The organism is Niveibacterium microcysteis, from assembly GCF_017161445.1.
In the GTDB taxonomy this organism is placed as follows: domain Bacteria; phylum Pseudomonadota; class Gammaproteobacteria; order Burkholderiales; family Rhodocyclaceae; genus Niveibacterium; species Niveibacterium microcysteis.
On record NZ_CP071060.1, the window covers coordinates 310,258 to 336,523 of the forward strand.

Below are 26,266 nucleotides of genomic sequence, written 5' to 3' on the forward strand. Positions count from 1 at the left end.
GTAAAACTGCCGGATCGAGCGAGATGAGCGAAGAAATCGAATGCCTGAGTTCCCGGGTTGTCTACCAGAACCGATGGCTGCGCGTGCGTGAGGATCAGGTGCGGCGGCCGAGCGGACATCGCGGCATCTACGGCGTGGTGGAGAAGCCGGACTTCGTCGTTATCGCACCGATCCAGGACGGCATGGTTTACCTCGTCGAGCAATACCGTTACCCGGTTGCCGGGCGCTACTGGGAGCTGCCGCAAGGCTCCTGGGAAGACACGCCGGGCGCCGATCCGGAGGCGCTGGCCGCGGGCGAGTTGCGTGAAGAAACCGGCCTTGTCGCGAGCTCGATCCGCCCGGTTGGCCATCTGTTCCTTGCCTACGGTTTCTGCAGCCAGGGCTACCACGTGTTCCATGCGACCGGGCTGGGTTTCGCCGGCGAACAGCGTGACGCCGAAGAAGAGGGGCTTGTTGCCAAGGCGTTCCCGCTGGCTGAGGTCGAGGCGATGATCTGCCGCGGCGAGATCAAGGATGCAACCACGGTTGCGGTGTGGGGCTTGCTGAAGATGAAGGGCTTGCTTTGAAGGCGGGTTATGTCGCCGCGGCCGGCGCGGCGACATAACCCTAGCTGGCGCTCTTGCCGCGACCTACTTGCAGCGGGCGGCTGCGCTGTAGCCCTGCACTGAACTGTCGCAGACGCCGATTTCCGTATCGATGAGGAATTCGGTGTCGGCCGGCTTCCCACCGCGCGTGCCGGGCGTAAAGCGCACCTTCATGAAGGTGAGTGCAAGTGAATTGCGAATCTCGGCGCCTTCGGGGGCTTTGTAGAAGACCACGTTGGTGACTTCGCCTGAGGCGTCGACATTCAGCACGGCGAGCAGGGGGCCGGAGAACGGCACCGCGGCAACCACGCTGTTGAGCTTGTCCAGTGTGCGCAGAAGCGGCGAATAGAGGCTGCCGAGCCCGTTCGCGGGAAACGGTGGCTGATCGCCGGGCGCCAGCTCATAGTCGCTGCGGACGATCTCTTTCTGCCGCGGGGACAAAGCGCTGTAGGGCTTGTCGTACGGGATCGGGCCGTGCAGCGTGCGTACAGTGGGGAACGACGTGCCCATCGGCGTGTCGGTGCGATAGCGGAACTCGAATATCTCGTCCTCATTGGCGAAAGCGGGCAGGGCGTGGGCGAGGGTGATGGCAAGCAGGATCGATCGGAGCAGGCGCATGCTTAGGTCGGTGGTTGTGTGGAATTGGCAAACGATTCTAGCGACGCGATTGTTGGCTGGGCAGGAACCAGTCGACGGTGCGAGCAGACATTTCGGGTGAGTGCGATGAAGCGATACGAAGGACGATCGGTACGCCTGGTTGAAGTCGGCCCGCGCGACGGGCTACAGAACGAGAAGCAGGCGGTGCCCACCGCGACCAAGCTCGCGCTGATCGCGAAGCTCGCAGATGCGGGCTTGTCGGTGATCGAGGCGACCGCCTTCGTGTCACCCAAGTGGGTGCCGCAGATGGCCGATTCGGCCGAGGTGATGGCCGGTCTGCCGCAGCGGGCCGGTATCCGCTACCCGGTGCTCGCACCGAATCTCAAGGGGTTTGAGGCTGCCGTGGCTGCGGGGGCGAAAGAGGTGGCGATCTTCACCGCGGCATCCGAGACCTTCTGCCGCAAGAACACGAACTGTTCGGTGGATGAGAGTTTCGAGCGTTTTGCGCCGATCATGGCCGCCGCGCGCGACGCCGGGGTGGCTGTCCGGGGCTACGTGTCTTGCGTGCTGGGGTGCCCGTTCGAGGGCGAGATCGCCCCTGCGGCGGTGCTGACGGTGAGCGAACGCCTGCTCGCCATCGGTTGCTACGAAGTGAGCCTGGGCGACACGATCGGGCGCGGCACGCCGGGCTCCACCGCCCGGTTGTTTGAACAGCTCTGTGCTCGCCTGCCTGCCGAGCGGCTGGCAGGGCATTTTCACGATACCTGGGGCCAGGCGCTGCCGAATGTGCTGACGGCACTGGACTTCGGCGTTGCCACCTTCGACAGCTCGGTCGCCGGACTCGGCGGTTGCCCGTACTCGCCTGGCGCGACCGGGAACGCCGCGACCGAGGATCTCGTCTACATGCTCGACGGCCTCGGCATTCAGACCGGCGTGTCGCTGGACGCGCTGGTTGATGCCGCGGCCTTCATTTCCGATGCGCTTGGTCGTGCGCCGGCGAGCCGAGTCGCGCGCGCAATGATGGCGCGGCGACAAGGTCTTGCAAACACGGCGCAGGGGCAGTGCTAGGCTGCAAGCATGGATAACGAGGACTTCACGCCAGAGGCCGCCGCACGTTTTCGCGAAGCCGCGATCGCCCGCTATCAGGAGGGCGATGTCGGTGGTGCCCGCAATCTGTGCGCCGAGGGCGCGCTGCGCTGCCGCGAGGCGGATCTCACGCTGCCCGAAGCGCGTCTGCTCGTGCTGGAGGCCCGCTACGCGGCGATCCTGAACGAAGGCGAACCGGCGCTCGAGTGCGCGGCACGTGCCTGCAGCCTTGCCGATCAGGTTGGCGACGAGGCCTTGCGTGCCGCCGCGCGCCAATCCATCGGTCTGGTGCTTGCACTGCTTGGTGCGTCAGGGCCGGCTGAGCGGGCGCTGCGTGGCGCCTTGGCCTTCTACGAGGCGAATGGCAGTGAAAACGAGGTCCTCGCTGCACGTGCCGACCTTCAGTTCCTGCTTGCGATATCCGGCAGCCATGCGGCGGCGGTGCTCACCGGCCGCCAAGTGGTCGATGGCTGGCGTGCCTGCGGCGATCTGCAACGCGAGGTCGGCGCGGCGAACAACTTGGGCTGCAGCCTGATCGAACTGGGGCGCATCGACGAAGCCTACGACGTGTTGCGCCCTTACCTGGGCGATGCGCGACTGCCGCGCTACATCAAGGCTCGCGTGTCGGACACGCTGATCGACGTGCTGCTCGCACGGGGCGATGCGGATGAAGCCGAGTTCATGATCCGTCGTGCGACCGACCCGTTTGAAAGCCACCGCACCGAATATTCGGAAGTTGCGGAACTGTTCCACCGCGCCCGCGTGGCAAGGCTGCGCGGGCAGAACGCGACGGCACTCGAGCTGCTGACGCGGGTTGTCGCGACGCCGGACGCGATGCGCGAGGACTGGCTGCGCAAGGCACACGAGTTGCTGATCGAGATGGCGATCGAGGCCGGCGATCTGGCTTTGCAGGCGCGCGCCTACGAGCGGCTGCTGGAGATGGCGTCGACCCGTTCGGAACGCGATCGCCGACTCGTCGATATCGTGTTGAGTCACGCAATGCCCTGGGTGTTTGCCTGACATGTCGCGCCTGCCACCCGCTTCGCCCTGTACCGGGGTGTGCCGGATCGACCCGCGCAGCGGGTGCTGTGAGGGCTGTCAGCGCACGCTGGACGAGATTGCCGGCTGGTCGCAGGCGAGTGACGCCGACAAACACCTGATCCTGCGCAGGGTTGCCGAACGTCGCGCGTGTGCCGACTGGTTCGACGTCGACCTGCGTTCAGACTGCGACCGCTAAACCGCGGATGGGGGCGCCGTTACCGCCGTCGATCCGTGTGCTGGAGCGCGGCTGGCTGTCGGCCAATACGGTCTTGCTGTTGGACGGCCCGGATGCCTGCGCGGTGGATTCTGGCTATGTCACCGATGCCTTGGAGACGGTGCGCCTGGTGCGAGAAGCGCTCGACGGGCGACGCCTGACACGGCTCATCAACACCCACTCCCACTCCGACCACATCGGGGGCAATGCGGCGCTGACTCACGCGTTCGGCTGCGCAGTAGCGGTGCCGGCGGGCATCGCGGGCGCCGTCGCGACCTGGGACGAGGCCGCGTTGTTGCTCTCTGCTGCGGATCAGCGCGGCGAGCGCTTCACCGCGCATGCGGTGATCCAGCCGGGTGACCGCTTTGTCGCCGGCGGCATGCGCTGGGAGGCGTTGGCCGCGCCAGGGCACGACATGGACGCGCTGGTGTTCTACGCCGCCGATCACCGGCTGCTGATCTCGGGTGACGCGCTGTGGCGCCACGGCTTTGGCATCCTGTTCGCGGATGTGATCGGTGCAGGTGGCGGTCTCGACGCGGCGCGCGAGACGCTCGAACGACTCGCGCGCCTGCCGATCGATTGCGTGATCCCGGGTCATGGCGCCCCGTTCGTCGAGGTCGACCAGGCTTTCGAGTCGGCCTTTGCTCGGCTGCAGGCTTTCGAGCAGGACGGCAGCCGGATTGCGCGCAACGCGCTGCGCGGCTGCCTGAGCTTCACCCTGCTTGAACGTGGCCAGCTGGCGCTCGATACGCTGCCCGCCTACCTTGCGAGTGTGCCCCTCTACCGCGAAGCGAATCAGCGCTACCTGCAACAAGCGCCCGATGCGCTCGCGGCGTGGCTGGCCGATGCGCTGGTGCACGCGGGGGTGGCACGCCGCAGCGGCGGTTTTCTGGTGCCAACCGCATTGGGTTGAGCACTTTGCCCGAATTGGTGCTGCCCGGCGTTCGGGGCCGCTGCTAGACTGCCGGAAAATTCAAAATGACTGGGTCCGCCACGAGCCGGCCCGAGGGTTGCCCCGATGCATGAGCTGCGTACTACGGTTGATATCCAGGCCCCGCCGAATCAGGTCTGGACGATCCTGACCGACTTTGCCGCCTACCCGGAGTGGAACCCCTTCATCCGCGAAGTGCGTGGCGAGCCGATCGCCGGACGCTCGCTCAATATCAGCGTCTTCTGTGGTCCGAAAGCGCAACGGCGCAACTTCTGGCCGCGTGTGCTGACCTCCGAAGCGCCGCGCGAACTGCGTTGGCAAGGCCGCCTGCTGATGAGCGGGCTGCTCAACGGCGAACACCGTTTCAAGCTGGTGCCCCGGTCCGATGGCACCACCCGCCTTGTGCACAGCGAATGCTTTACCGGCGTGCTGGTTCCGTTCTTCCGAGCGCGCCTTGAGCGCGAAGCCCGGCCCGGATTCGAGGCCATGAACGCCGCCCTCAAATCGCGCGCCGAACGCCGCCGCTGACCGTTTTCCCTCCTTTGGCCTGATGTCTCCGGCCTTCTGCTTGACGTTGATTGCTCGGCCTGGGGTTAGATCAAAAAATATTTTGATGACCCCATTGGCAACGCTCACATTCTGGATTAGGGTTCACCCCAATCAGGGATAACCCTAGTTCGGTTGTCCCGGCAGCATCCCGAGCCTTCACCCCCGCCCGCGTCGCGGACGGGCCAGAAGAGATGGCGGGCAAAAGCCCGCAAGCGCCACTACAAAGGAGACTTCAATGAAAACCAGCCCGATGCGTCGTGCCCTGTTGACCGCTTTTGCTGTTGGTACCGCCCTGATGGCCGCTCCGGCCTTTGCTGACAAGGCAAACCCGAAGATCGGTTTCTCCATCGACGACCTGCGCGTCGAACGTTGGGCGCGTGACCGCGACTACTTCGTCGAAGCGGCAAAGACCATGGGTGCGACCGTCAGCGTTCAGTCGGCTGATGCGAACGAGCAGCGCCAGATCTCGCAGATCGAAAACCTGATCGCGCAAAAAGTCGACGTGATCGTGATCGTTCCCTTCAACTCGAAGGTGCTGACGAACGTCATCAAGGAAGCCAAGAAGGCCGGCATCAAGGTCGTGTCGTATGACCGCCTGATCCTGAACGCCGATGTCGATGCCTACATCTCGTTCGACAACGAGCGCGTTGGCCAACTGCAAGCCGAAATGGTCGTGAAGGCTCAGCCGAAGGGCTCGTACTTCATGCTCGGCGGCTCGCCGACCGACAACAACGCCAAGCTGCTGCGCGAAGGCCAGATGAAGGTCCTCAAGCCGTACGTCGACAAGGGCGACATCAAGATCGTCGGCCAGCAGTGGGTGAAGGAGTGGAACCCGTCTGAAGCGCTGTCGATCATCGAAAACGCGCTGACCGCGAACAAGAACAAGATCGACGCGATCGTCGCCTCGAACGACGGTACCGCCGGTGGCGCAATCCAGGCGCTGGCTGCCCAGAACCTGGCTGGCAAGGTTGCCGTGTCCGGTCAGGACGCCGACCTGGCTGCTTGCAAGCGCGTGATCGCTGGTACGCAGACCGGTACGGTCTACAAGCCGCTGAAGCTGATCGCTTCGGAAGCCGCCAAGCTGTCGGTGCAGCTCGCCAAGGGTGAGAAGCCGGCCTTCAACAACGCGCTCGACAATGGTTCGGCCAAGAAGATCGACTCGCTGCTCCTGACGCCGACGATCATCACCAAGGCCAACATCGACACGCTGGTGAAGGACAACTTCTACACCGCCAAGCAGCTCGGCCTGTAAGTCAGCAGCACCGGCCCGCTTCCGCTCCGGTGCGGAAGCGACGCCGGCCCCGGTGGGCGCGCCACCTCCCCTTCCCGGCGCGCCTGCCTTCTTTACTCACTAGAAGGAAAAGCCATGTCCGAATACCTCCTGGACATGCGAGGCATCGTCAAGGAATTCAGCGGCGTCAAGGCGCTCGACGGAATCGACCTTAAAGTGCGCGCTGGCGAATGCGTTGGCCTGTGTGGCGAAAACGGCGCAGGCAAGTCTACGCTGATGAAGGTGCTCTCCGCGGTCTACCCGCACGGCACTTGGGAAGGTCAGATCTTCTGGGAAGGCCAGGAGCTCAAGGCCCGTACCATCCGCGAAACCGAAGAAGCCGGTATCGTCATCATCCACCAGGAATTGATGCTCGTACCGCAGCTCTCGGTCGCCGAGAACATCTTCATGGGCAACGAGATCACGCTGCCCGGTGGCCGCATGAACTATTCGGCGATGTATCAGCGCGCCGAAGAGCTGATGCACGAACTGAAGATGCCTGACATCAACGTGGCGCTGCCGGTGATGCACTACGGCGGTGGTCACCAGCAACTGATCGAGATCGCCAAGGCCCTCAACAAGAAGGCCAAGCTGCTGATTCTCGATGAGCCGACCTCATCGCTGACCAAGTCCGAAACGCAGATCCTGCTCGACATCATCAAGGATCTGAAGAAGAAGGGCGTGGCCTGCGTGATGATCAGCCACAAGCTCGACGAGATTGCCGAGGTCTGCGACACGATTTCCGTGATCCGCGACGGCACCCACGTTGGCACCCGGCCGATGTCCGAAATGGACACCAACGAGATCATCACGATGATGGTCGGCCGCGAAATCAAGAACCTTTTCCCGCGCGAAGAACACCCGATCGGTGAGGTGATCTTCGAAGCGAAGAACGTCACCTGCTACGACGTGAACAATCCGAAGCGCAAGCGGGTGGATAACGTTTCCTTCCAGCTGCGCAAGGGCGAGATCCTGGGCGTTGCAGGGCTGGTGGGCGCCGGGCGTACCGAGCTCGCGATGGCGATCTTCGGCTACTACGCGGGCCATCACTCGCTCGAGATGACGCTCGAAGGCAAGCCGCTGCATGTGAATTCGCCGAAGGACGCTGTCGAGCAGGGCATCTGCATGGTGCCGGAAGACCGCAAGCGCCATGGCATCGTGCCGCTAATGGGCGTGGGCCACAACATCACGATTTCGACGTTGCCGAGCTACGCCCACATGGGTCGTATCGACGCCGAGGCCGAGATGCACACGATTCAGCAGTCGATTGCGCGGATGCGCATCAAGACAGCGACGCCGCTGCTGCAGATCCGTGGCCTCTCGGGCGGTAACCAGCAAAAGGCGGTGGTCTCGAAGATGCTGCTGCCCAACCCGAAGGTGCTGATCCTCGATGAGCCGACGCGCGGCGTCGACGTCGGTGCGAAGTACGAGATCTACAAGCTCATGTTCGAGCTGGTCAAGCAGGGGCTCTCGATCATCATGATCAGCTCCGAGCTGCCGGAAGTGCTGGGCATCAGTGACCGCGTGCTGGTGATGGGCGAAGGCAAGCTGCGCGGCGACTTCGTCAATCAGGGCCTGACGCAGGAACAGGTGCTGACTGCCGCCTTGGGCCAATCCGAACAATCGCTTGCAGCCTGATTCGCAAGACCACTAAAAAAACTACAGAGGCACACCAAATGAGTTCCGTTGCCAAGAACATCAAAACACTATTCGGGAAGTACAAAGTCCTGGCGCTGGGGATCGCGATCGTCGTGATCTGGTCCTTCTTCGGCTACATGACGATGACCGCGGACGGCTCGTCCTTCCTCACGTCACGCAACTTCTCCAACCTGCTGCGGCAGATGGCGATCACCGGCATGCTGGCTTCCGGCATGGTGTTCGTGATCATCGCGGGTGAAATCGATCTGTCAGTTGGCTCGCTGCTCGGTTTGCTCGGCGGTCTCGCGGCCGTGCTGGATGCGACCTACAAGGTGCCGGTTGCGGGCACGATTGCGATCGTGTGTTTTGCCGGTGTCCTGGTCGGTCTGATGAACGGCTACTGGGTGTCCTACCTGCGTGTGCCGTCCTTCATCGTCGGTCTGGCGGGCATGCTGGCCTTCCGCGGCATCCTGGTCGGCCTGACACAGGGTTCCACGGTGCCGGTCGAATCCGAAGGGCTCATCGCGATCGGTCAGGCCTACCTGCCGGCCAACATCGGCTACATCCTCGCGCTCGTGTTGTTCGCGGTGCTGGTCTTCATCAGCCTGCGTACCCGTACCAACCGCGCCAAATACAACCTGACTGTCGCGCCGATGTGGCAGGACGCGATCAAGCTCGGTGTGACCGGCGCGCTGATCTTCGGCTTCGTTCATACGCTCGAGTCCTACCAGGGTGTGCCAGTGCCGGTGCTGGTTCTGCTGGTGGTGGCCGGTGTGTTCAGCTTCATGGCCAACAGCACGGTGTTCGGTCGCCGCATCTATGCGATCGGCTCCAACCTTGAAGCGACCCGCCTCTCTGGTGTGAATGTGCAGTTCATCAAGATGTCGATCTTCGGCATCATGGGTCTGATGTGTGCCTTCGCCGGCCTGACCACCACGGCACGCCTGGCCTCGGGTTCGCCTTCGGCCGGTAACATGGGTGAGCTTGACGCGATCGCCTCCTGCTTCATCGGCGGTACGTCGATGCGCGGTGGTGCCGGCACGGTGTCCGGCGCGATGATCGGCGCACTGATCATGACCAGCCTCGACAACGGCATGTCGATGCTCGGCGTGGAAACTTTCTGGCAGATGATCGTCAAGGGCAGCATCCTGCTGCTGGCGGTCTGGGTCGATGTGATGTCGGGCTCCAACGAACGCTAATAGTTCGCTTGTAGTCGGCTCTCCGGGTCTCCTCCCGGATGCCTTGCGGGGGCGCTATGCGCCCCCTTTTTACGTTGACTCGGGTCACCTCGCCGGCGCGCCGCTTCGCTTACACTGCCCGACTTTGCATTGCAGGAGGCCGCCATGGCCGCATTTGAACTGACGCCAGAACTCGTGCTCGGCCATGCCGAGATGGATGCCACCCACGAAGACTTTGCCGCCGCGGTCAACGCGATGTGCATGGCGACCGATGCCGACCTCGCAGCCACGCTCGACGCGCTGATCGAGCACTGTGTTGCCCACTTCGAGCAGGAAAACGCCTGGGCCGAATCGATCGGTTTCCCCGGCTGCCATCGCAATGAGCATGAGCGTGTGCTGGGCGTGATGCGCGCGGTGCGCAGCGAGCTGGACAAAGGTGACTTCGGGCTTGGCCGCCGCTTGGCCGAAGAGCTGCCGGTATGGTTCCGCCATCACGCTGCGAGCATGGATGCTGCGCTGGCCGCCATGCTGAAGAACGGCCTGACGATGGCCGACATCGATCAGGCGCCGATCGCCTCGCCCTGCGGTGGCTCGCACGCCTGCAAGAACCACGATCACGATCATGAAGACGGCGAACACTGTCACAGCCATGATGGCGAAGCGGCTCATGCGTGCGACGGCAGCGGCGGCTGTCACGGCCACTGAGCGGTTCCATGCTAATCGGGGGGCTGCGCCCCCCGCAGCAGAATGCGACAATCGCGGCGCTCCCACCGGAGCGCCGTCTTCTTTTCGGCCTACCCGGCCCCAACCACAATAGAAAAGAACCCATGTCCGCCATCGTGCATCCGGCAGTCCCCGCCGCTGACGAGTTCGAGCGCCACCCGCCCGGTCTCAAGGTCATCTTCTTCACCGAGATGTGGGAGCGCTTCTCCTACTACGGCATGCGAGCACTGCTGGTGCTCTATCTGGTCAATGCGCTGGGCTATGAGCGCAAGGATGCGCTGGAGCTGTACGGCATCTATACCGGCCTGGTCTACCTCACGCCGCTGCTGGGTGGCTACCTTGCGGACAAGTACCTTGGCTTGCGCCAGGGGGCTGTCATTGGTGGCCTGATCATGATGCTGGGCCATTTCGCGATGGCGTTCGAGCCCTTGCTCCACCTCGCGCTCGGCTTGCTGATTCTCGGCAACGGTTTCTTCAAGCCGAATACCTCGACGATGGTCGGCCAGCTCTATCGCGAGCACGATCCGCGCCGCGACGGTGGCTATACGATCTTCTACATGGGCATCAACCTTGGTGCCTTTTTTTCGCCGCTCGTCGCAGGCACGCTGGGCGAAAAGCTGGGCTGGCACTGGGGCTTCGCCTCGGCTGGTGTGGGCATGGCGATTGGTGTGTTCACGCTGCTGCGCTGGCAACACTTGCTCGGCGATGCCGGTCTGCGTGCCGGCCAGCGCGCGATGGATCGCCGCGACTGGTCGCGCATTCTCGCGATCAGCGCCGCGAGCGTGCCGTTCGTGTACGCAGCGATTGCGCTGTGGGGGCTGATTTCGGCGGCGGTTGCGCCGCTGCCGCTGGTGGCTAAGCTTGCGCTTGGTTTTGCGGTGATCGGCCTCGCGCTATGGTTGCCGAACCGCTTCGGCAGCAAGGATCCGAACGCCAAGCCGCTCAGCCGCGAGGATTGGGATGCGATCGTGGCGATCTGCATCACCTGCTTCTTCGTGATCTTCTTCTGGATGGGCTTCGAGCAGGCCGGCGGCACAATGAACTTGTTCGCCGACCAGCAGACCGATCGCCACGCCTTCGGCTTCGAGATCCCGGCATCGTGGTTCCAGTCGATCAACCCGCTTGTGATCGTGTTGCTGGCGCCGGTGTTCTCGGCCTTCTGGACCAAGCTGGATCGGTCCCGTTTCGCGCTGCCGGTTACCGCCAAACAGGCGCTCGGCATGATCGTGCTGGGTCTGGGTTTCATTGTGCTGGCGATCGCACAGGCCCAAGCGCAGCAGACCGGAAAGGTCGGCCCGCATTGGCTGTTCATCGTCTATTTCCTGCACACGGTGGGTGAGTTGATGCTGTCGCCGGTCGGGCTGTCGATGGTCTCCAAGCTGGCGCCTGCGCGCTTCGCCGGACTGTTGATGGGGGTCTGGCTGCTCAGTTCGGCGGTTGCGAACTACCTCTCCGGCACGCTCGAGCACATGCTGCAGCGCTTTGATATTCCGCTGTACTGGTTCCTCGTCGGCTCGTCGATCGGTGCTGGTCTGGTGCTGCTGGCGCTGACGCCGATGCTCAAGAAGTTGATGCACGGTCGCGGCTAAGGCATCGGGCACAGCTGCTGTAAGGGGCGGGTCGCGAAAGTGGCCCGCCCTTGTTGTTTCCGGGCGGCGCTCGCAGCCCGGCGCGTCATCACCTATAGTCCGCAGGGCAGGGTGCAAAACGGGGAAACCGGATGTCGATGTCGCTGCAACTCCTGATCGTGCTTGGCCTGATGACGCTGAGCGCCTTCTTTTCGATTGCCGAGATCTCGCTCGCCAGCGCGCGCAAGATCAAGCTCCACGCGATTCTGGACGGCGGTGAACCGCGCGCCGGCGATGTGATCGGGCTGCAGGAGCGGCCCGGCTACTTCTTCACCGTCGTGCAGGTCGGGCTGAATACCGTTGCGATTCTCGGTGGCATCGTCGGCGAGGGGGCGCTGTCGCCAACGTTTGCCCGCCTGATCCAGCTAGGCGGTGGCAGCGAGGAGGTGGCGTCCTCGCTTGGCTTTCTGATGTCCTTTGTCACCATCACCGCGCTGTTCATCCAGTTTGCCGATCTGATTCCAAAGCGCATTGCGATGGCGGATCCGGAGCGCTGGGCGATCCGCATCGTGCGGCCCATGCGTGTGCTGACCATTGTGCTGGCGCCGCTGGTGCTGCTCTTCAACGGCGTCGCGAATCTGTTCTTCCATGTCACCGGATTGCCGGCTGCACGCGAAGACCGCGTGACGACCGACGACATCGTGGCGATGGTCGATGCTGGGGCGGATTCCGGCGCCCTGCAGGGTAACGAACATCAACTCATCGGCAACGTGCTGGGCTTTGGCGAACGCCCGGTCGCCGCTGCGATGACGCCGCGCGACAGCGTTGTCTTCCTCGATATCACCGAAGACGCGGCCACGCTGCGCGAGAAGCTGATGACCGGCCACGCCGAGGATTTCCTGGTGTGCCGCGAACGCATCGACGACGTGATTGGCTTCCTAGAACTGCGCGATCTGATGCCAGTGCTTGCCGCCGGTGACATCGACAACCTGCCCGCGGTACTCAGTCACCTGGAACTGCGCAAGCCGCTGGTGGTGCCGGACGCACTGAATCTTGCCGACATGCTCGAACGCTTCAAGGACGCGCGCAATGACTTCGCCGTGGTGGTCAACGAGTACGCGCTGGTGGTCGGCACCGTGACGCTGGACGATCTGGTGCATTGCCTGATGGACCACATCGTCGTGCCGCAGTACGACCAGCAGATCGTGCAGCGCGGCCCAGGGTCGTGGCTGGTCGACGGCATGACGCCGATCGGCGATGTGAAGGGCCTGATCGACGTCGAGTACGCACCGGGCGAAGAGGGCTACGACACCGCCGCCGGTTTCATGATGTACATGATGAAGCGCATCCCCAAACGCGCTGAAGGCTTCGAGTTTGCCGGCCACCGCTTCGAGGCGGTCGATATCGACAATTTCAAGATCGACCAGGTCATGGTGACCCGGATCGAGTGAGGAGCGCGCCATGGCTGACACTGCACTGTTGATCGCAACCCGCAAGGGACTCTGGATTCTGCGTGGCAACGCTGCGCGTACAGACTGGCGCCTTGAAGGTCCGCACTTCCTCGGCAACGTGATCCACCATGCGCGGCTCGACCCACGCGACGGCCGCACCACGCTGGTTGCTGCGCGCACCGGCCACCTGGGGCCGACCGTTTTCCGTTCCACCGACGCGGGGGCTACCTGGCAGGAGGCGGTGACACCACCCGCCTTCCCAAAGGCGGCAGGAGGGCGGGTGGTGGAGCACGTGTTCTGGCTCACCCCGGGGCACGCGAGCGAGCCGGGTACCTGGTATGCTGGTACCAGTCCGCAAGGCCTCTTCGTTTCGAGTGACGGTGGCCTCAACTGGGCCAGTGTCGAGGGTTTCAACGCGCACCCGGACCGACGCGCATGGTGCGGCGACGACAAGGACCAGACGCCAGATGGCGGCAAGCTGCATTCGGTGCTGGTTGACCCGCGAGACCCTGCACACCTGTTCGTATCGATGTCGAGCGGTGGCACCTTCGAGTCACGCGCGGGCGGGGCGGACTGGACGCCGATCAATCAGGGCGCGCGCGCCGAGTTCTACCCCGACCCCTACCCGGTGTTCGGGCAAGACCCGCACTGCGTGCGCATGCACCCGGCGCGCCCGAGTCGGCTCTATCAGCAGAACCATTGCGGGCTATTCCGCCGCGACGAGGCGGATGGCCGTTGGGTCGATATTGGCGCAAATCTGCCGCAGGACGGCGTGCGCCGCGATATCGGCTTCGGCATCGTGATACACGCGCACCAGCCCGACACGATCTGGACCATCCCGATGGATGCCGGCAGCGTGTGGCCGCGGGTGTCGCCCGAAGGCAAACCGTGTGTGATGCGCTCGCGCGATGGCGGCGATAGCTGGCAGATGTGCCGTAGCGGGCTGCCGGGCGAGCAGGCGTGGTTCACCGTGCTACGCCAGGCCCTCACGGTGGATGGCGAGTCGACCGCCGGCGTCTACTTCGGCACCACGGGTGGCGAGGTATGGGCAAGCACGGACGAAGGCGATAACTGGCGCTGCATCGCGCGGCATTTGCCCGAGATCTACGCGCTTGAAGCGGAGCGACTCGCGTGATCGTGCGAGTGCGCCTGCCGACGCATCTGCATCAGTACAGCGGCGGCTTGGCCGATGTGCTGGTCGACTGCGCCGCGCCTGCGACACTGGCGGATGTGATGGCGGCGCTGGATGCCCGCTGGCCCGGTGTGCGGCATCGGCTGATCGACGAGCAAGACGGCATCCGTCGGCACATCCGCATCTTCGTCGGCAGCGCGGCTGTGCCCGGCATCGCGGTGCCGGTGGGCGAGGGCGAGGACGTGATGATTGTCGCGGCGCTGTCGGGCGGTTAACGACGCGACAGCCGCACCGTGACTACCTTGTTCGGCAGCTGACGATCAGCGGCTTGCCGGCGGGCGGTGTGCGGAGCGCCGAGCACTCGTTCGCAGGCGGGTAGATCATCCGGTAGATGCGCCGTTCGGTGCCTTCGTAACGGCACGCGATGATCTTCGGGCCCGGCAGATACCACGTCACGCGCTGGCTGCCCTTGCTGCCCTGTTCTTCCTGAAGCTGCGGGGTCTTGGTCGGGTCGCCGACATACACCTCGGCGCCGGCCAGCGCGGCGGGGGTACTCGGCACTTCGGCGGCGCTTGCTTCGGCCGAAGCAGGCGCAAAGGTGGCGTAACCACCGGCGAGCTTCAGCGATGTGTCGAAGGCGGGCGGGCACTTCACCTCGACATAACGTTGTGCGAATGCGGCCGGGCAAATCAGGACGGCAAGCAGCAGTGCAAGGTAGCGCATGGCGGTTCCGTGGGCTCGGTAGGTCTGTTCAGCGTAGCGCAAGCCGCGTGTTTCGTCAGGGTGCCTGGCGATCTTCAGGTCCGCCCCAGCATCGCACGCAGGTTGGCCAGTTTGGCCTTTGCGTCTTCCTTCGACACCACTGCGTTCTTGTCCGGCCGTTTCACGCTGTCGGCGCCCAGTTCTTCAATGAAGCGCGAGGGCTCCACCGTGTGCCATTCGCCCGCTGCCTTGCGACGGTCGCAGTAGGTGATCGTCAGGCTGCGCTGTGCGCGGGTCACGCCGACGTACATCAGGCGGCGCTCTTCCTCGACCTTGTCCTCGTCAATGCTGCTCTGGTGTGGCAGCAGGCCTTCCTCGACGCCGATCAGGAATACATGTGGCCACTCAAGGCCCTTGCTCGCATGCAGCGTCGCGAGCTGGACGCCGTCGAAATCCTCGTCTTCCTTGTCGAGCATCGAGATCAGCGCGATCGTCTGCGTCAGTTCGAGCAGGTTCTTCTTGTCTTCCTCGCCTTTGCGACCAAGCCAGCCGACAAAGTCGGAGACGTTGCTCCACTTGGTTTCCGCCTCGCGCTGCTCGCAGTGTTCGTAAAGCCAGGCTTCGTAGCCGATCGCGCGGATCAGGTCGTCGAGCACCTGCTTGGCAGGTTCGCGCTGGGCGCGGTATTCGATCTTGTTGATGAAGTTGCCGAACTCGCGCACTGCTTCGAGCTGGCGGTGCGGCACATGCTGCTCCGCGCCTTCCTCGAACGCGGCAGAGAAGAGGCCAATATGCCGCTTGCCGGCGTAGTTGCCGAGCGCTTCAAGCGTCGCGGGCCCGATGCCGCGGCGCGGTGTGGTCATCGAGCGGATGAAGGCGAGATCGTCGTCCGGGTTCAGCAGCAGGCGCAGGTAGCTGGTGATGTCCTTGATCTCGGCGCGGTCAAAGAAGCTCTGCCCGCCGGAGATGACGTAGGGCACCTTGAAGTTGCGCAGGGTCTGTTCGATCAGGCGTGCCTGATGGTTGCCGCGATACAGGATCGCGTAATCGCGCCAGTGCGTACGGCATTCGAACTTGTGCGCCTGCATCCGCTTGATCACCACCTCGGCTTCGTTTTCTGCATCGCGCGTGGCAACGATGTGGATCGGGTCGCCGATGCCGTGCTCGGACCATAGCCGCTTGTCGAACATCTTCTCGTTGTTGGCGATCAGCGTGTTTGCGGCGGTCAGGATGCGGTTGGTGGAGCGGTAGTTCTGTTCCAGCTTGATCACGCGCAGGTTCGGATAGTCGCGCGCGAGCTGGTTGAGGTTTTCCACATCGGCGCCGCGCCAGGCGTAAATCGCCTGATCGTCGTCGCCGACCGCGGTGAAGGCGCCGCGCACGCCGGCGATCTGGCGCAGCAGCTTGTACTGAGCGCGGTTGGTGTCCTGGTATTCGTCGACCAGCAGGTAGCGCAGTTTGTTCTGCCAGCGCTCGCGGGCCTCCGGGTGCTCGTCGAACAGGCGCACCGGCAGCGCGATCAGGTCATCGAAGTCCACCGCTTGGTAGGCGCGCAGGGTTTTCTCATAGGCCGGGTAGAGTTTTGCCGCAGCGGCTTCGATCTCGTCGCTGGCGAGCTTTTCGGCCTCTTGCGGCGTGATCAGCGCGTTCTTCCAGCCTGAGATCGTCCAGTGGATCGCCTTGAGCATGGCCTTGTCCGCGTTGGTCGCGAGGTCGGCAACGATCTGGTGTGTGTCGGAGGCGTCAAGGATCGAGAACTGCGGTTTGAGGCCTGCGAGCTTGGCTTCCTGCCGCACGATGCGCACGCCCAGCGCATGGAAGGTGCACACCGTGAGGCCCTTCGATTCGCCGCCGCTGAGCAGGTGGCCGACGCGCTCCTGCATCTCTTTCGCGGCCTTGTTCGTGAAGGTGATCGCGGCGATGTTTTGCGCGCTCATGCCGCAGGTTTTCACGAGGTGCGCGATCTTTGCGGTGATGACGCGCGTCTTGCCCGAGCCGGCGCCGGCCAGCACGAGACAGGGACCATCAAGATATTTCGCCGCCTCGCGTTGCGGGGCGTTGAGGGTGGACAGCATCGGGATCGGGAACCGCAGGCGTGGAGGCGTGATTCTACCGGAGGCGGCGCGGCAAACCGGGCGACGACGCGTCTGCTGCGGCGTTCCGGTGGCAGGGGGCGCTGTCGCTGGCGTTTGGTGCACGAAAAAGGGGCCGGGCAGTGCCCGACCCCCTTGATCTCAGCGCCGGGCGTCTGCCCGGCACCGCATCAGTCTTCGAACTGGACCATCGTGGCGGTCAGCAGGCCCGCATTGAGCGTGCCATGGACTTCCACGATGCGGCCGTTCGCCAGTGCGCCGACGAGACCGTCCTTGAAGACCGTGGTATCGGTCGTCGTGACCTTCTGGCCGGCGACCTTGAAGTCGGTCGCCGAGACAAAGTCGGTGATCACGCCACGCACCTCGGCAATCGTCGGCAGGTCGCTGCGCTTGATCTCGATCTTGGTCGCGACCACCTTGCCACTGCTGACCGTGCCGGTGACCTCGGCCTTGACGCCATTCGCGAGGTCGCTCGCGCTGCCGTTCTCGAACACCGTGGCGTCGTTCCAGGTCACGACAACGGCGTTGAGTTCGAAGCTCTTCGCAGTGGCGTCGAGTGCGTAGAGCAGGCCCTCAAGCCGCACACCCATGCCGGCATCCGGCACGAACTTCACTTCGCTGACCACCAGCACGCCGGCGCTGAAGCTGCCGCGCACGAGGATGCGCTTGCCGTTGGCGAGGTCATCAACGCTGGCGGCGCTACCGTTGGCGTTGGTGTACACCGTGGTGTCGGTGACATGGAAGATCATGTCGAAGCCCGACAGCCGGAAGTTGCCGGTTGTAGCGTTGTAGCTATTGACCTTGCCGGGGAAGGTGCGCTTGCCACCGTCCGGCGTGGTGGAGAAAGTCAGCGAGGTCGCCTTGACGACGCCGGCATCGTAGGCCCCTTCGATCTTCACGAGCACGCCGTTGGCGAGGTTGTCCACCGTGCCGCCCGACAGCGTTGCGGTGGAGGCGTCAACCGGTACGCCGCGCACCTTGAAGCTCGATACCGATACGAAATCGGTGATCGCGCCGGTGAGGCTCACCTCGGCATCGCCCTCGTCGCGAACGAACTTGACCTTGCTCGCAACCACCTTGCCCGCGGTCCATGTGCCTTCAACCCGCACGGCACGGCCGTTGGCCAGATCTGCGACGGTGCCCTTCTCAAACGTGGCGGTCTTGGCATCCACGCTCACGCCAGCAAGCTTGAAGGTCACATTCGTGGTGCCGAGGTCGGCCACCAGCCCGCCGAGTCGAACCTTTGCGCCATCCGCGATGCTCGGGTTCTTGATTCGCACTGCCTTGGCGGTCAACACACCCGCATCGCTCACCGCGACGTTGCTCCACACCGCGACGCGCTGGCCTTCGGTCAGCGTAGCAGTTGCCGGCAGCACGGTCGCAGCACCGTAGTCGACGGTCAGCGTGCCGATCTTGAAGGTCTTGGCGGTACTGTCCAGCGCGGTCACGATGCCGACCACGCGTACCAGCGTGGCGCTTGTCGTCGGGTCTTTGCGTTCGACACGTGTCGCGACGATTGCGCCGCTGGCGTCGCGCGCGCCGTGTACTTCGACGATGTCGCCGATAGCCAGGTCAGCAAGGCCGGTCGCACCTTCAAAGACCGTCGGCGTTGCCGGGTCGGTCGAAATCACCACCGTTTGGCCGGCAACAACGAAACCTGTGCCACTGAGGCTGGAAATGCGGCCGATCACTTCCGGCGCAACGGTCAGGTGTTTGATCGTGTCGTCCGGGTTCAGCTCGGTCTCAACCTTCATGCCGAGCTTGATGTCGCTGCTGGTACCCGCGGTCGGACTCGCCGGGTTACGTTCGACTTCGATGCTTGCGCTGCTATCGTCGAAGCGCACACCGTCGATGATGACGCTGCCGAAGCCCGTTACGGTGCCGCTGCTGAAACCATTGGGCGCAACCCCCGTGCCGCCCGAGCCGACACCCGAGTCCCCGCCGCCGCCACCACCGCAAGCGGCGAGCACGAGGCCCGTCGCCAGCGTGGCAATCCATCCCTTGATACCGAGTTTCACGATTTGTCCTCCTGGGGTGTTGTCGGTTCGGCGTAGTAATAGATGCCGAAACGCATCCGGCGGTCGGCGACCGCCGTGTTGTCCTGTTCGCAATGACGGGCGGCTTCACCCACCATGCTGTCAAAAGCGGTGCGCCAGAGTCCGCGCGCAACGTCGCCGAGCGCGGCCGCCGAAGCTTCCGTCAGCCCGTCGGCAAAAACACTTTGTTCAAGAAAGACCGGCTTCTCGCCGCGATCTGCAGCGCACAGGTTTGTTGCCGCTGCAGCCATGTGGTCGCGCAGGTTCTCGCCAAAGTAATAGGCGAGTTCGCGGAAGCCCTCACGCGGTACGAAGCCGTCGCGGCTCGGCACGACCGACTCCCCCTCGATCCGAACAACGCCCAGGCGCAGCAGCTCATCGAGCATGCTACGGGCGTGAAAGTCGGTGGACACCGAGGCAACGAGCGTCTCGAACGACGGCGCCGGGCCGGTTCGCGGCAGCGCCCTGGGCGACCCATCCGGTGCGCGCAGGTCGGGGTCGTGCATCCAGCGAGTGAATACTTCGGCCGCGCGGGACAGCGGCGCGCCCATGGCGGGCTCGCCATTCTCGGCGGCCATCTTCGCGGCGCGGATATCCTTCCGGTGCACGCCAGAGAGCAAGCTCAACGCGGAGTCGGTCTGGCGGCCCCCTTCCGAGGCGAGCTCGAACCGCGCCGCCGCAAGAAAAACGTGCTTGAGCCGCGCAGCGAGCTGCGGATAACCAATACCGTTGGCAATCAGCAGCCGCGCGAGCGGCAGCAGCATGCGTTCGGTTTCATCCAGCAGGATGTCGGCGCGGGTCGGGTGTCCGGTGGGAGCGTCCATGATCTCGTCAGCAAGGAATCCGTGGGAGGCGTTCCATAAATGGAATTATTTCCCATATTCGTGGAACTTCAAGTGCTATCTGCCGCCAAACTTGTAACAGGAGTTAGAACGCTAACGCGCGCAAGGCCGGCGGGGCAAATCGACCAGAATGGTGACTTCGGTCACGGCGTTGGCAGCTACTGCAACTCATGAAAGCTCGGCGTCAGTCGTAATTTGTAGGGTAACCTCATTTGCAGGGCGGGCATTTGCTGCCTATCCTATGCGGCCGTGCGAGGGTTTCAGGTGGGGCACCCTCGTCATCTCAGAGCAGACTATCTTGGCGATTCCGTTCTTCCGCAAAGGGCCACAACCGCAGGAGCCTGCGTCCGGTAACAAGTCCGGCGCACGCAGCGGTAAAGGCGATCCAAGTACCTCGACCCTCGACTTCACTCAGGGCGATGCGCGCGCACTTGCGCTCGCCGCGGGGAAGATTCATGTCGACGAGTTGTCTGACGCCGACCACCCGGCCGTTGAAGAGGCCGCCATTCTGTTTGCCAATGCGAATGACGAAGCCGCCGCAATGGTGCTCGAAGCCGCGCTGGATGAAGGCGGCAGCAGCAACGAGACGCTCTGGAACATGCTGTTCGATCTGTACCGCCTGACTGGCCGGCGCGAAGCGTTCGATCAGCGCGGTGTGGCTTACGCCGAACAGTTCGGCCGCTCGCCGCCGATCTGGAGCGATGCGGATGATGCCGCCAAAGCGCCCAAGCCCAGTTCGCGCGACGCCACGCCCTCGGTCAGCCTGACCGGTACGCTGGGTGCCGCGGTCGGCCCGCAATTCGAGCAGATTTCAAAGATCGCGACCAAGGCCGGCAAGCTGCGAATCGACCTGGGCAAACTGCGCGGGGCGGACGAAGCGGGCTGTGAAGTGCTGGTGCATGGTCTGCAAAATTTGCGCCGCGCACGTGTCAGCGTCACGCTGTTGAACGCGCGCAACATGCTGCCGATGATTGAAGGTCACGCGGTGCAGGGGCGTCGCGAGGGCCAGGCGATCTGGCTGATGGTGCTGGAGCTGCTGCAGGCGCTTGCCGAAGCAGACCGCTTTGAGGAAGTGGCCCTCGACTACGCGATCACCTTTGAGGAGTCGCCGCCCTCTTACGAAGCGCCGCCTGCAGACGCTGTTGCCAAGGCCAAGGAGTCCCCGACTGCGAGCATCCCCAGCCTCGAGCTGGTGCCGATCGAGGAGGAATCCGCCAGCTTCGTCATGGAAGGCGAACTGACCTCGGCCCAGGCCGACGCGATTCGCAAGCTCGCGAGATATGGCGCGGACCGCACGACGGTCGAGGTTGATGCGAGTCGGCTCAAGCGCATGGACTTTGTTACCGCCGGCAACCTGTTCAATGTGCTGGTTCAGTTCCAGGCCCAAGGCAAGCTGTGCGTCTTTCGCGGGCTCAACGCCATGGTTGCCGCGCTGCTGCGCGTGATGGGCGTGCATCAGGTGGCAACGATGGAGTTGCGCCGCATCTGATTGGCAGGGCCTTTTTCGGTCCTTGCGTTTCGCTCCGCCGCCCCCACACTGGTAAAACGGGCCGGGGTCTCCGGCTGCTACCGGAAGAGCCATGGAGCAATATCACGGCACCACGATCCTGTCGGTACGTCGCGCAAACCAGGTTGCACTGGGCGGCGACGGGCAGGTCACCCTCGGCAATATCGTCATCAAAGGCACGGCACGCAAAGTGCGCCGCCTTTTCCACGGCAAGGTCCTTGCGGGTTTCGCAGGTGGCACGGCCGATGCCTTCACCCTCTTCGAACGCTTCGAAGCGAAACTGGAAAAGCACCAGGGCCACCTGATGCGCAGCGCAGTTGAGCTCGCCAAGGATTGGCGGACCGACCGCATGCTGCGCCGACTCGAGGCCATGCTGCTTGTCGCCGACAAGGAACACACGCTGGTGATCACCGGCAACGGCGACGTGCTGGAGCCTGAACAGGGCCTCGGAGCGATCGGTTCGGGTGGCGCGTACGCCGAGTCCGCTGCGCGCGCACTGTTCGAGAACACCGAACTGCCGGCCGACGAGGTGGTCGCAAAGTCGCTCAAGATTGCCGGCGACCTCTGCATCTACACCAACCAGCACCATACGATCGAAACCCTGGAGTGGTGAGCCGGCGCCGCTGTGCGCTTTCTCGTCGCCGACTTCTGAAGGGCTAAGCATGACCCAGATGACCCCGCCGGAGATCGTCTCCGAACTCGACAAACACATCGTTGGCCAGCACCGCGCAAAGCGCTCGGTCGCGATTGCCTTGCGCAACCGTTGGCGCCGCGCACAGGTGGATGAGTCCCTGCGCCAGGAAATCACGCCGAAGAACATCCTGATGATCGGCCCGACCGGTGTCGGCAAGACCGAGATCGCGCGCCGTCTGGCGCGGCTGTCGAACGCGCCCTTCGTGAAAGTCGAGGCAACCAAGTTCACCGAGGTCGGCTACGTCGGCCGTGACGTCGATACGATCATCCGTGACTTGGTGGAGATTGCCGTCAAGGATGCGCGCGAAGTGGCCATGCGCCGGGTGCGCGCGCGCGCTGAGGACGCGGCGGAAGACCGCGTGCTGGATGTGCTGTTGCCACCCGCGCGCCCGGTCGGTTTCGCGACGGAGGTGGCGACGCCGGAGGACAGCGCGACCCGCCAGAAATTCCGTAAGAAGCTGCGCGAAGGCGAACTGGACGACAAGGAAATCGAGATCGAAGCGAGCGTGCAAGGCGCTACCGCCGAGATCTTCGCGCCGCCCGGCATGGAAGAGCTGACGCAGCAACTGCAGGGCATGTTCCAGAACCTGGGTAACCAGCAAAAGAAGCTGCGCAAGCTGAAGATCCGCGAAGCGCTGAAGCTGCTCGCGGACGAGGAAGCCGCGCGCATGGTGAACGACGAGGAAGTGAAGCTCGACGCCGTGAAGAACGTTGAGCAGAACGGCATCGTGTTCCTTGACGAGATCGACAAGATCGCATCGCGCTCGGAAGTCGGCGGGGCCGACGTTTCGCGCCAGGGCGTTCAGCGTGACCTGTTGCCGCTGGTCGAAGGCACGACGGTCACGACCAAGTACGGCATGATCAAGACCGATCACATCCTCTTCATCGCAAGCGGTGCGTTCCATCTGGCCAAACCGTCGGACCTGATCCCCGAACTTCAGGGGCGTTTCCCGATCCGCGTTGAGCTGGACTCGCTCTCCGTTGAAGATTTCGTTCGCATCCTGACGGCCACTGACGCCTGCCTGACGCGCCAGTACCAGGCGCTGCTTGCGACCGAGGGGGTTGCGCTGGACTTCGCCGAGGATGGTATCCGTCGGCTCGCCGAAATCGCCTTCCTGGTGAATGAGAAGACCGAGAACATCGGCGCCCGCCGGCTCTACACCGTGATGGAGAAACTGCTCGAAGAGATCAGTTTTGACGCGGGCAAGCCCGGAACCGAAAGTTTGCGGATCGATGCCAGCTATGTCGATGGCCGGCTCGAAACCCTGGCTGGCAACGAGGACCTCTCCCGCTACGTGCTCTGAGCGGTGGCGCTGCCGGGCGGGCCGCCGCCCGGCGCGCGTTCAGAGTGCGCCGAATATCTTCTTCGCCAGCGCTCCGGCTGCGCTGGCGGGGTTCTGGCGGATCGCCCGTTCCTCTTCGCCGATCGCGGTGTAAAGCCCGTCGAGCGCCTTGCGCGTCACGTAGCGGTCGATATCGGCATCCTCGGCCTTGACGAGGCCAAAGCCGGCAGCCGTGCCGGCCAGCGCGTTGTACTGCTGGGCGAGGCCGATCTTCGCTGTTGCCTGCTTCACCGTGGGCGTGAAACGCGCGGTCAGTGGTTCGGCTGTCTTGCTGCGGAAGTAGCGGGTCACCGAGTCGTCACCACCGGTGATGATCGCCTTCGCGTCGGATACGGTCATTTGTTTCACCGCGCTTGTCAGCAAGGGTAGCGCCTGCGACACGGCATCTTCCGCCGCGTGGTTGATCGCGGCGTGCAGCGCATCCACTTCGCCGCCCTTGCCAGCCAGACGCATCACGCTCTCGGCGCGACGCAGGCCTTCCGGCAATGGAATCTGCAACTTCGGATTGCCGTAGAAGCCATCCTTGCGGCCAAGCTGGCTCACAGCCGCCGCGGCGCCCTGTGTGAGCGCCTGACGCAGGCCTGCGCTGGCATCCTTGTCGCTGAACATGTCGAGCCCGCCGGCGAGGGCTGAACCTGCGGTGACAAGGGCGGTCAATGCAGTGACAATCGTGCGTCTGGCCAGCATCGCGAACTCCAAACAATGAATCGAATCTCCAAGCAGCTTAGCATCGTCGCCTTGTTTGCCCTGCTCGCGCTCGGCGGCTGGTTTGCGTTCGGTCGCGAGCGCCCGGTGCCCGACGTGGCCGTGACACGCCTCGATGGCCAGCCGCTGCGCATGGCTGACTTGAAGGGCAAAGTGGTGCTGGTGAACTTCTGGGCAACCACCTGCACCACCTGCGTGAAGGAAATGCCGCGCATGGTCGATACCTGGCGCAAGTACGCACCGCGCGGCTATGAAATGGTTGCGGTAGCGATGCAGTACGACAACCCGGACTGGGTCAAGGATTACACCCGACGCACTGGTCTGCCGGTAACGGTAGCGATCGACCGGAATGGCGACGCGGCAAAGGCCTTTGGCGACGTGCGCCTCACCCCGACCAGCTATCTGATCGATCGCAAGGGGCGAATCGTCGTGCAGTATCTCGGCGAGCCCGGCTGGGACGCGTTGCACGCGCGCATCGAACGTCTGCTTACCGACCCAGCCTGACGCATCTACGAATCGTCGCGCAGGCGCACTGGGGTATTCTCGACCCCCATGCCAACTGAATTGACGATAACCCGCATGGCGGGCGGACTCGGGCTTGCTCTGTTGCTTGCCTTGAACCCTGCCCACAGCGTGGAACCAGCGCCCCTGACGGCCCTGCAGCAGACCGACCCCGCAGCCACCCTGCATGCCCTGGTCGAATCCCATTTTGAGCAAACGCTCGAGCTCGCGCCTTTGTTGGCCACCGCGATCGGCGATTCCCGCTACGACGACCGGCTTGGCAATCCGGCCAGCCTGGCCGAGCGTGCCCGTTTCGCGGCGCTGCAGCAGCGTTCGCTGGCCGCTGCGCGCGCCCTGCCGCGCGACCGGCTCTCAGCGGCGGATCAACTGACGCTCGACGTATTCATCGACGAACGCGAAAAGACGATCGCCGCGGTTCGGTTCCCCGAGCACCTGATGCCGATCACGCAGCTCAACAGCATTGCGGTGGATCTTGCTGTGCTGGGCTCAGGGGCCGGGCAGCAGCCTCTGGCGACGGTGGCGCAGCATGAGGCATGGCTGGCGCGCGCCGCGGAGTTTCCTGCCTGGGTCGACAGTGCGATCGCCAATATGCGCGAAGGCATCGCGCGCGGCGTCACGCTGCCACGCCGTGCTGCGCTGAAGGTGCAACCTCAGCTCGACGCGCTTGCGGTGTCCGATCCTCAGCAAAGCGTTTTCCGCGGCGCGATCGCGCGCTTGCCGGCCGACCTTCCCTCGGCGGAACGCGCGCGGCTGGAGGCGGCCTACGAGGCCCTGATCAGCGAAAAGTTGCTCCCCGCCTACCGCAAGCTGGCAACGTTCTTTGCCCGCGAATACTTGCCTGCCTGCCGTACGACGGACGGCTGGTCCGCGCTGCCCGATGGGCAGGCGTGGTATCGCGAGCGGATTCTTGCCAATACCGGTTTGAGTTTGCCGGCTGAGAAGATCCATGCGATCGGGCTCAGCGAGGTTGCGCGTATTCGTGGCGAGATGGAGCGGGTGCGCATCAAGGTCGGTTTCAAGGGCGATTTGGCGGCCTTCTTCCACCACCTTGCGAGCGATCCGCGCAGCTATCACAGCACGCCCGAAGCGCTGTTGGAAGGTTTTCGGGAGATCAAGCGGCGTGTCGATCCGCATCTGCCAGAGCTCTTCTCGCAACGCCCGAATGCGGACTATGAGGTGCGCGCCGTCGAAGCCTTCCGCGCCAATGCGTCACCCGGCGCGTTCTATCAAATGCCGTCAGAGGACGGCAGCCGCGCTGGCATCTTCTATGTGAATACGCACGACCTGCGCGCGATTCCGATTTGGGGCATGGAGACGCTGTCGCTGCATGAGGCTGCGCCCGGGCACCACTTCCAGATGTCGATTGCGCAGGAGTTGGGTGGTCTGCCGCGCTTCCGCCGCTTCGCCAACGACAACGCCTACGTCGAGGGCTGGGCGGTCTATGCGGAGACGCTGGGGCCTTCGCTGGGCCTGTTTTCCGACCCCTACCAGTGGTTCGGCAAACTCAACGACGAAATGCTGCGCGCCTCACGCCTGGTGGTGGATACCGGGCTGCATGCGATGGGTTGGTCACGCGAGCGTGCGATCGCCTACATGCAGCAGAGCCAGTTGATGTCGGATGGCGACGCAGTGATCGAAGTCGAACGCTACATGGCCGACCCGGGGCAGGCGCTGGGCTACAAGCTGGGCCAGCTGCGTATCCTCGCACTGCGCCACGAGGCCGAGCAACGCCTTGGTGCGCGCTTCGATCTGCGTGCCTTCCATCGCGAGGTGCTGGTCGACGGCGCACTGCCGCTGCCGGTACTTGAAACAAAGATCCGGCGCTGGATCGACAGCCAGGCGGCAATCTGATCGGTCGCCG

25 protein-coding genes are annotated in these 26,266 nt (G+C 64.0%); 19 read left to right on the forward strand and 6 right to left on the reverse strand.

Annotated features, from left to right (window positions below):
* Nucleotides 1-23: 23 nt before the first annotated feature.
* A complete protein-coding gene (locus JY500_RS01405) occupies nt 24-566 on the forward strand; it encodes an NUDIX domain-containing protein (protein WP_206254817.1) in 543 nt (180 codons plus the stop codon).
* A 63-nt stretch (nt 567-629) separates the two neighbouring features.
* Here the strand turns inward: JY500_RS01405 and JY500_RS01410 are convergent, their stop codons facing one another.
* Nucleotides 630-1,202, reverse strand: coding sequence for a hypothetical protein (locus JY500_RS01410; RefSeq protein WP_206254818.1), 573 nt, complete (start codon nt 1,200-1,202; stop codon nt 630-632).
* Nucleotides 1,203-1,307: 105 nt separating this feature from the next.
* Between JY500_RS01410 and JY500_RS01415 the strand changes: the two genes are divergently transcribed.
* From JY500_RS01415 to JY500_RS01475, 13 genes are all read left to right on the forward strand, one after another.
* Nucleotides 1,308-2,249 (forward strand): hydroxymethylglutaryl-CoA lyase, encoded by a 942-nt coding sequence (locus tag JY500_RS01415; RefSeq protein WP_206254819.1) that lies wholly within the window; start codon nt 1,308-1,310, stop codon nt 2,247-2,249.
* A gap of 9 nt (nt 2,250-2,258) precedes the next feature.
* Nucleotides 2,259-3,287 (forward strand): tetratricopeptide repeat protein, encoded by a 1,029-nt coding sequence (locus JY500_RS01420; protein ID WP_172201600.1) that lies wholly within the window; start codon nt 2,259-2,261, stop codon nt 3,285-3,287.
* A 1-nt stretch (nt 3,288) separates the two neighbouring features.
* Nucleotides 3,289-3,504 carry a DUF1289 domain-containing protein gene (locus JY500_RS01425; RefSeq protein ID WP_172201598.1) on the forward strand — a complete coding sequence of 72 codons (216 nt, stop codon included), beginning with the start codon at nt 3,289-3,291 and terminating at the stop codon, nt 3,502-3,504.
* Nucleotides 3,505-3,511: 7 nt separating this feature from the next.
* Nucleotides 3,512-4,435 carry an MBL fold metallo-hydrolase gene (locus JY500_RS01430; RefSeq protein WP_206254820.1) on the forward strand — a complete coding sequence of 308 codons (924 nt, stop codon included), beginning with the start codon at nt 3,512-3,514 and terminating at the stop codon, nt 4,433-4,435.
* Between the two features lie 105 nt (nt 4,436-4,540).
* On the forward strand, nt 4,541-4,981 hold the full coding sequence (locus JY500_RS01435; protein WP_172201594.1) for an SRPBCC domain-containing protein: 441 nt from the start codon (nt 4,541-4,543) through the stop codon (nt 4,979-4,981).
* A gap of 256 nt (nt 4,982-5,237) precedes the next feature.
* On the forward strand, nt 5,238-6,254 hold the full coding sequence (xylF, locus tag JY500_RS01440; RefSeq protein ID WP_206254821.1) for a D-xylose ABC transporter substrate-binding protein: 1,017 nt from the start codon (nt 5,238-5,240) through the stop codon (nt 6,252-6,254).
* Nucleotides 6,255-6,368: 114 nt separating this feature from the next.
* Nucleotides 6,369-7,910: a D-xylose ABC transporter ATP-binding protein gene (gene xylG, locus JY500_RS01445; RefSeq protein ID WP_172201592.1), complete on the forward strand. Its 1,542-nt coding sequence runs from the start codon at nt 6,369-6,371 to the stop codon at nt 7,908-7,910.
* Between the two features lie 38 nt (nt 7,911-7,948).
* On the forward strand, nt 7,949-9,109 hold the full coding sequence (locus JY500_RS01450) for a sugar ABC transporter permease (RefSeq protein ID WP_172201590.1): 1,161 nt from the start codon (nt 7,949-7,951) through the stop codon (nt 9,107-9,109).
* 144 nt (nt 9,110-9,253) lie between these two features.
* Nucleotides 9,254-9,793 (forward strand): hemerythrin domain-containing protein, encoded by a 540-nt coding sequence (locus JY500_RS01455; protein ID WP_206254822.1) that lies wholly within the window; start codon nt 9,254-9,256, stop codon nt 9,791-9,793.
* A 122-nt stretch (nt 9,794-9,915) separates the two neighbouring features.
* Nucleotides 9,916-11,400, forward strand: coding sequence for a peptide MFS transporter (locus JY500_RS01460; RefSeq protein ID WP_172201578.1), 1,485 nt, complete (start codon nt 9,916-9,918; stop codon nt 11,398-11,400).
* Nucleotides 11,401-11,537: 137 nt separating this feature from the next.
* A complete protein-coding gene (gene paeA, locus JY500_RS01465; RefSeq protein WP_206254823.1) occupies nt 11,538-12,830 on the forward strand; it encodes a polyamine export protein PaeA in 1,293 nt (430 codons plus the stop codon).
* A gap of 10 nt (nt 12,831-12,840) precedes the next feature.
* Nucleotides 12,841-13,965 carry a beta propeller repeat protein gene (locus JY500_RS01470; RefSeq protein WP_206254824.1) on the forward strand — a complete coding sequence of 375 codons (1,125 nt, stop codon included), beginning with the start codon at nt 12,841-12,843 and terminating at the stop codon, nt 13,963-13,965.
* A complete protein-coding gene (locus tag JY500_RS01475) occupies nt 13,962-14,237 on the forward strand; it encodes a ubiquitin family protein (protein WP_172201572.1) in 276 nt (91 codons plus the stop codon). Before JY500_RS01470 ends, JY500_RS01475 begins: the two co-directional genes overlap by 4 nt.
* 22 nt (nt 14,238-14,259) lie before the next feature.
* On the opposite strand, the gene JY500_RS01480 is transcribed toward JY500_RS01475, so the two are convergent.
* The 4 genes from JY500_RS01480 to JY500_RS01495 all read right to left on the reverse strand — a co-directional run bounded on the left by JY500_RS01480 (nt 14,260) and on the right by JY500_RS01495 (nt 19,557).
* Entirely contained in the window at nt 14,260-14,685 is a 426-nt protein-coding gene (locus JY500_RS01480; RefSeq protein WP_172201570.1) for an STY0301 family protein, read from the reverse strand.
* 74 nt (nt 14,686-14,759) lie between these two features.
* A complete protein-coding gene (locus tag JY500_RS01485; RefSeq protein ID WP_206254825.1) occupies nt 14,760-16,739 on the reverse strand; it encodes a UvrD-helicase domain-containing protein in 1,980 nt (659 codons plus the stop codon).
* Between the two features lie 188 nt (nt 16,740-16,927).
* Nucleotides 16,928-18,775, reverse strand: a complete 1,848-nt coding sequence (locus JY500_RS01490; protein ID WP_206254826.1) for a DUF5666 domain-containing protein — start codon at nt 18,773-18,775, stop codon at nt 16,928-16,930.
* Nucleotides 18,772-19,557 carry a DUF6502 family protein gene (locus tag JY500_RS01495; protein ID WP_172201564.1) on the reverse strand — a complete coding sequence of 262 codons (786 nt, stop codon included), beginning with the start codon at nt 19,555-19,557 and terminating at the stop codon, nt 18,772-18,774. The genes JY500_RS01490 and JY500_RS01495 overlap by 4 nt, the downstream gene beginning before the upstream one ends.
* 376 nt (nt 19,558-19,933) lie before the next feature.
* Here JY500_RS01495 and JY500_RS01500 point away from each other — a divergent pair, with 376 nt between their 5' ends.
* The 3 genes from JY500_RS01500 to hslU all read left to right on the forward strand — a co-directional run bounded on the left by JY500_RS01500 (nt 19,934) and on the right by hslU (nt 23,139).
* Complete coding sequence (locus JY500_RS01500; RefSeq protein WP_206254827.1) at nt 19,934-21,124, forward strand: STAS domain-containing protein; 1,191 nt, start codon at nt 19,934-19,936, stop codon at nt 21,122-21,124.
* 91 nt (nt 21,125-21,215) lie between these two features.
* Nucleotides 21,216-21,755 (forward strand): ATP-dependent protease subunit HslV, encoded by a 540-nt coding sequence (gene hslV / locus JY500_RS01505; protein ID WP_172201560.1) that lies wholly within the window; start codon nt 21,216-21,218, stop codon nt 21,753-21,755.
* 49 nt (nt 21,756-21,804) lie between these two features.
* Nucleotides 21,805-23,139, forward strand: coding sequence for an ATP-dependent protease ATPase subunit HslU (hslU, locus tag JY500_RS01510; RefSeq protein WP_206254828.1), 1,335 nt, complete (start codon nt 21,805-21,807; stop codon nt 23,137-23,139).
* A gap of 39 nt (nt 23,140-23,178) precedes the next feature.
* Here hslU and JY500_RS01515 read toward each other — a convergent pair whose 3' ends face one another.
* Nucleotides 23,179-23,865 carry a DUF4197 domain-containing protein gene (locus tag JY500_RS01515; RefSeq protein WP_206254829.1) on the reverse strand — a complete coding sequence of 229 codons (687 nt, stop codon included), beginning with the start codon at nt 23,863-23,865 and terminating at the stop codon, nt 23,179-23,181.
* 15 nt (nt 23,866-23,880) lie between these two features.
* Here JY500_RS01515 and JY500_RS01520 point away from each other — a divergent pair, with 15 nt between their 5' ends.
* Nucleotides 23,881-24,387, forward strand: coding sequence for a TlpA family protein disulfide reductase (locus JY500_RS01520; RefSeq protein WP_172201554.1), 507 nt, complete (start codon nt 23,881-23,883; stop codon nt 24,385-24,387).
* 75 nt (nt 24,388-24,462) lie between these two features.
* Nucleotides 24,463-26,256 carry a DUF885 domain-containing protein gene (locus tag JY500_RS01525; protein ID WP_206254830.1) on the forward strand — a complete coding sequence of 598 codons (1,794 nt, stop codon included), beginning with the start codon at nt 24,463-24,465 and terminating at the stop codon, nt 26,254-26,256.
* Nucleotides 26,257-26,266 lie beyond the last annotated feature (10 nt).